Source organism: Kribbella sp., assembly GCF_035655035.1.
In the GTDB taxonomy this organism is placed as follows: Bacteria; Actinomycetota; Actinomycetes; order Propionibacteriales; family Kribbellaceae; genus Kribbella.
Genome location: NZ_DASRVN010000233.1, coordinates 1 through 5,574, shown reverse-complemented (window position 1 = coordinate 5,574; position 5,574 = coordinate 1). Strand labels below are relative to the sequence as shown.

6 protein-coding genes are annotated in these 5,574 nt (G+C 68.1%); 2 read left to right on the top strand and 4 right to left on the bottom strand.

The annotated features are described in order from the left end of the window. The coding region (locus VFF46_RS13370) for an MFS transporter (protein ID WP_325037421.1) at positions 1-849 on the top strand (849 nt) is incomplete at its 5' end. Here the strand turns inward: VFF46_RS13370 and VFF46_RS13365 are convergent. Beyond that, the gene (locus VFF46_RS13365) at positions 787-1,893 is read right to left on the bottom strand and encodes a hypothetical protein (protein WP_325037420.1); all 1,107 of its coding nucleotides are present in this window, start codon (positions 1,891-1,893) and stop codon (positions 787-789) included. The two genes, VFF46_RS13370 and VFF46_RS13365, sit on opposite strands and share 63 nt — an antisense overlap. Before the next feature lie 106 nt (positions 1,894-1,999). Between VFF46_RS13365 and VFF46_RS13360 the strand changes: the two genes are divergently transcribed. After that, positions 2,000-2,701, top strand: coding sequence for a TetR/AcrR family transcriptional regulator C-terminal domain-containing protein (locus VFF46_RS13360; RefSeq protein ID WP_325037419.1), 702 nt, complete (start codon positions 2,000-2,002; stop codon positions 2,699-2,701). Between the two features lie 27 nt (positions 2,702-2,728). Here VFF46_RS13360 and VFF46_RS13355 read toward each other — a convergent pair whose 3' ends face one another. The 3 genes from VFF46_RS13355 to VFF46_RS13345 all read right to left on the bottom strand — a co-directional run. Further along, complete coding sequence (locus tag VFF46_RS13355) at positions 2,729-4,033, bottom strand: dihydrolipoamide acetyltransferase family protein (protein ID WP_325037418.1); 1,305 nt, start codon at positions 4,031-4,033, stop codon at positions 2,729-2,731. Continuing rightward, positions 4,030-5,016 carry an alpha-ketoacid dehydrogenase subunit beta gene (locus VFF46_RS13350; protein WP_325037417.1) on the bottom strand — a complete coding sequence of 329 codons (987 nt, stop codon included), beginning with the start codon at positions 5,014-5,016 and terminating at the stop codon, positions 4,030-4,032. The genes VFF46_RS13355 and VFF46_RS13350 overlap by 4 nt, the downstream gene beginning before the upstream one ends. 1 nt (position 5,017) lies before the next feature. Next, positions 5,018-5,574, bottom strand: a 557-nt coding sequence (locus VFF46_RS13345; RefSeq protein ID WP_325037416.1) for a thiamine pyrophosphate-dependent dehydrogenase E1 component subunit alpha, incomplete at its 5' end; no start/stop codon positions are given.

The window sequence follows — 5,574 nt, the reverse complement described above, 5'->3', positions numbered from 1 at the left end:
GTTGTAGCCGCGTCGCTCGTACCGAAGGCCAAGCAGGCGAGTGCGATCGCGTTGATGTTCACCGGGCTGACGATCGCCAACGTGCTCGGCGTACCGGGTGGGACCGCGCTCGGGCAGCAGTTCGGGTGGCGGTCGACGTTCTGGGCGGTCACCGCGCTCGGTGCGATCGAACTGCTCGGCATTGTGTTCCTGGTACCGCGGCAGGGTTCTGCTGAAGGCCCTGGTCTCAAGAGCGAGCTGGCGGCGTTCAAGAGCCTGCAGGTGTGGCTGGCGCTCGCTATGACTGCGCTTGGATTCGCAGGTGTGTTCGCGTCGTTCACTTACATCGCACCGATGATGACTGAGGTGGCGGGCTTCTCTGCCGGCGCTGTGACCTGGCTGCTCGTGCTGTTCGGCGGTGGGCTCGTAGTGGGCAACCTGCTGGGCGGTAAGGCAGCGGACCGGTCGCTCATGCCGAGCCTGTACCTGATCTTGACGCTGCTGGCCGCAGTACTGGTGGTGTTTGTCTTCACGGCGCATGCCAAGATCCCCTCTGCCGTGACGATCGCGCTCTTCGGTGCAGCCGGCTTCGCCACGGTCGCCCCGCTGCAGAAGCGAGTCATGGACAAGGCACACGGAGCTCCGGCGCTGGCCTCCGCGGCCAACATCGCCGCCTTCAACCTGGGTAACGCCGTCGGCGCCTATCTCGGCGGACTGACCATCGAGCACGGCCTCGGCTACACCGCTCCCAACTGGGTCGGCGCAGCCCTCGCTGTTGCCGGTCTGCTCGTCGCTCTCACCTCAGGCCTACTGGACCGCGGGCACACGGTTGTAGAAGCCCGCCACCGCGTGGAAGGACTTCTTCGGTAGCCAGCGATACGGTGATGCCGGGTTCTGGTCTTCGTAACGGAGGACCTTGCACAGGCTGAACGCGGCCATGTCCTCGTCGTGGGGACGGTCGTGGGGGCGGTGTGGGGCGTCGGGTGAGATGAAGGTGTACGGCGAGGCGCCCAGGAAGCCCTGTTCGGTGAAGACCTGCAGCATGTCGGCCAGGTGGTCCGCCTGCTCCTGCTCGTTGCGGACGTACTGCGGCGGGATGACGGGGACGTCGCCGCTGTAGTCGACGATGTCCCACCCCATCCCACCCAGCCTCGCCGCACCGGTGAACGTGCAGCACCCGAACTCCAGGATCAGGATCGGCTTGTTCCACCGCCGGGACGGCGCCAGCTCCTTCGCGTGGCCGGCGTGGTTCGCGTGGTACGAGTAGTAGTCCAGGCCGACGATGTCGAAGATCGACCAGTCCACCTGCTCGAGATCGGACGCGGCGCCGTACGTGACCCGCCCGTGGAAGTTGCTCCGGGCAACCTTCACCATCCGGGCGGTGAAGGCGCGGAACTTCCGCTGCAGCGCGGCCATGTCGAAGCCGCCCTTGGTCAGGTACTCGACCCGCTCGGAGAAGCTCGCGCCCGGCACGATCCCCGGCGTGAACAGCATGAACTCGCACCCCACGACCAGGATCACCTCACGGTCGTACCGCCGCCGCAACCGCTCCGCCTCGACCGCGACCCGGCGCAGCTTCTCGAGCTCCGCCGTCTGCGGCTCGTCGAACGCCCGCGGCTGGATCGACACCGTCAGCCCCTCTTCGAGCGCCGCGGTCGCGGTGTCGATCAGCCTGCGTACGTCGCTGCCGTAGATGCTGACCCAGTTCGCGTGCAGCCGGTGCCGGACGGCGTGGATCTCGCCGCGCATCAGGCTGTTCCGCCAGCGCGCCCGGCTGTCGTCGGGGCCGCCGCCGGTGTCGTACGCGACGCCCTTCAACGTGAGCCGCTTCGGTGCCGCCGCGGCTGGTGTCACCATTCCCGCCGTCGCTGCGGCTGTCCCGAGGGCGAGGAACTGGGCCCGGTTGATCGTCATGGCTTCGAGTCTTCGCCAGTACGGCGGGCAGGTCGTCGTACCGAGGTCGCTGGCTGCTCTGACTTTGGTTGTGAAACGGTGTTCCCGGATGTGACACACTGTTTCAGTGCGTGAGGCAGATCGACGGACGGCGCTCGGATCCGTGTGGTTGCGCGATGAGCCGGAGCCGACCCGGAGCCGGCTGAGCCGGGAGGACATCGTCGCGACCGCGATCCGGGTGCTGGACCGGGACGGGCTGGACACGTTCTCGATGCGGGTGATGGCGGCCGAGCTGGGCACCGCCGCAACCTCGGCCTTGTACTGGCGGATCGCGAACAAGAACGACCTGCTCGAGCTCGTCGTCGACACTGTCCTGGGTGATGCGTTGGTCGAGGTGCAGGGCGATTGGCGTGAGCAGGCGACCGGTGTGTTGATGGCTGCGTACCAGGCGTTGTGTGCGCATCCGTGGGCCGCGCAGCTACTGCCTACGCACGCTGGGCTCGGGCCCAACTACCAGGCGCTGACCGACCGGGTGCAGGGCATCCTGGCCGCAGCCGGGTTCAAGGGGACGCATCTGGACTCGGCGGTGTCCGCGGTCGTGCACTACCTGATCGGGTCGGCGGTGGCGGACTCCGCGTGGCTTTCAGTGGTACGCCGGAGCGGGCTGAGCGAAGCGCGTTGGGCGTCGAAGTCCGCGGACCGGATGGGCCTCGACTCCCACCACCTCGCCGCATACCTGAACCCCGAAAGCACCGCCGGCCCAGAATCCCGCTTCACCTCCGGCCTCCGAGTAATCTTCATCGGCCTCCGCCCACGCCAGATCTCCTAAGGTCCGCTCTCCGAAGGGCCCGCTCTCCTAAAGGTCCGCGAATGCGGATGCGGGGTTCTCGAAAGCGTCGGCGACGAAGCGGAGGAAGGCGGCTGCGGTGCCGCCGTCGCAGACCCGGTGGTCGAAGACGAGGGACAGCTGGGTCAATTTGCGGACGGCGATCTCACCGTCGACCACCCACGGCCGGTCGATGATCCGGCCGACGCCGAGGATCGCGACCTGCGGGTGGTTGATGATCGCCGCACTGCCGTCCACGCCGAAGCTGCCGTAATTGTTCAGTGTGAACGTCCCGGAGGTCAGCTCCTGCTGGGTCAGCCGCCCCTCGCGTGCGGACGCGGTCAGCCGGCGGATCTCCGCGTCGAGGCCGCGGGTGGTCAACGTGTGCGCGTTGCCCACCGCCGGTACGACGAGACCACGGTCCGTCTGTGCTGCCAGGCCGAGGTTCACCCCGTCGTACTGGACAAGCTCCTCGCGCGCGGTATCCACGTACCCGTTGAGCTCCGGGTACTTCAGCAGTCCGGCGACCACGAACCGGGCCATCAACGCGAGTAGACCAGGCCCCTGGTCTGTTGCTGAACGCAACGATTCGCGGAGCTCGAGGAGCGCGGTTGCGTCCACGTCGACCCAGGTGGTCGCCTCCGGAATCTCGGCGCGACTCCGGCTCAAGGTCGCGACGACTGCCTTCCGGAACCCACTCATCGGCGTACGCCGCAACTCGTGTAGACCAGTCCGCGACTCCACCGCCCCACCAGCAGACCCCACCACGGACGCCTGCGCCACGGACGCCTGAACATCGGAGGTTTGGTGGGCGCGGAATGCGATCGCGTGTTCCACGTCGCGGCGGACGATCAGGCCGTCGGGACCGGATCCGGTCAACTCGTGTAGATCCACCCCGCCGTCCCGCGCCATCCGCCGTACCAACGGCGAGATCACCAACGGAACGTGCCTTTCCGGAACCTTTTCGGCAACTGGTGCCGGATTTGTTCCGGAAACCCGCGGTTTCCGGCGCCGCCCCGCCCCGGCCGACTCCACCGTCCCGTACCCGACCAGCACGTTGCCCGACCCGGCCCGCTCCTCCTCGCGGTACGCCGCCCCGGACGCGTCGCCAACCGTGATCAACGGCTGCCCGACCGGGACCGTCGTACCGGGCTCGCCGTGCAGCTCCTCGATCACCCCGGCGTACGGCGACGGCAGCTCCACGATCGATTTCGCCGTCTCGACCTCCGCGATCGGTGTGTCGACGGCAATCACGTCGCCGACCTTCACCAGCCACCGCACGATCTCCGCCTCGGTCAGCCCTTCGCCGAGGTCGGGGAGCAGGAACGTGTTCACGAGTCCTCCCACTGCAGATCGTCGACCGCGTCCAGGATCCGGTCCACGCTCGGCAGCTGGTACTTCTCCAGCTTCGGTGGCGGGAACGGGATGTCGAACGCGGTCACCCGCCGCACCGGCGCCGCCAGCGAGTGGAAGCACTTCTCGGTGACCCGGGCAACGATCTCCGACGACACACTCGCGAAACCGCTTGCCTCCGCGACGACAACGGCCCGACCGGTACGCCGAACCGCCGCGCACACCGTCTCCTCGTCGAACGGCACCACCGACCGCAGGTCCACCACAGTCAGCTGCCGCCCCTCGGCCGCCGCGACCTCGGCCGCCTCCAGCGCGACCGGCACCGCGGGGCCGTACGCGATCAGCGTCGCGTCCGCGCCTTCCCGCCGTACCACGGCCCGACCGATCCCCGGCTGCGACTCGGTGAGGTCGACCTCCTCCTTGGCCCAGTAGAGCTTCTTCGGCTCCATGAACACCACCGGATCCGGGAACTCGATTGCCTTCCGCAACAACCCGTACGCGTCGGCGACCGTGGCCGGCGTCACGACGGTGAGCCCCGGAGTGTGCGCGAAGTAGCTCTCCGACGAGTCGCTGTGGTGCTCGACGCCGCCGATCCCGCCGCCGTACGGGATCCGGATCACCATCGGCAGCGTGACCTTCCCGCGGGTCCGGTTGCGCATCTTCGCGACGTGCGAGACGACCTGCTCGAACGCCGGGTACCCGAACGCGTCGAACTGCATCTCGACCACCGGGCGCATTCCGTTCATCGCCATCCCGACCGCCATCCCGACGATGCCCGCCTCGGCCAGCGGCGTGTCGAAACAGCGCAGCTCGCCGAACTCCGCGGTCAGCCCGTCGGTGATCCGGAACACGCCGCCGAGCGCGCCGACGTCCTCACCGAACATCACCACGGTGTCGTCGGCGGCCATCGCGTCGCGGAGCGCCTGGTTGAGGGCCTGCGCCATCGAGATCTTCGTGTGCGCCATGTCAGGCCTCCTCTCGGGCCAACTCGTCGCGCAGGAACGCGGCCTGCTCGCGCAACTGCTGCGTCTGCTCGGCGTACAGGTAAGCGAACATCTCGGCCGGCTCCACCTCGGGTTCCGGCATCAGCCCGTCCCGCAGCTGTGCGGAAACCCGTACAGCGTTTTCCTCCGCTTTCCGCCGTACCTCGTCGTCCAATCCACCGTTTTCCGTGAGGTACTTCGTCAGCCGCTCGATGGGGTCGCGGTCGAGCCACGGCGCGACCTCGGCGTCCTCGCGGTACCGGGTCGCGTCGTCGGCGTTGGTGTGCGCCTGCACGCGGTACGTGTGCGCCTCGATCAGCTGCGGTCCCTCACCGGCGCGGGCCTTGGCCACGGCCTGGCCGAGTACGGCGAGCAGAGCCGCGAGGTCGTTGCCGTCGGTGCGCTCGCCAGGTATCCCGTACCCGACGCCCTTGTGTGCAAGGGACGGCGCGGCGCTCTGCTTCGCCAGCGGGACCGAGATCGCGTACTCGTTGTTCTGGATGAAAAACACGACGGGCGCCTGGAAGACCGCCGCGAAGT

Bases quoted from the DNA above. Each gene is read 5' to 3' on its own strand.
- VFF46_RS13365 (WP_325037420.1), bottom strand. From the start codon at position 1,893: ATGACGATCAACCGGGCCCAGTTCCTCGCCCTCGGGACAGCCGCAGCG.
- VFF46_RS13350 (WP_325037417.1), bottom strand. From the start codon at position 5,016: ATGGCGCACACGAAGATCTCGATGGCGCAGGCCCTCAACCAGGCGCTC.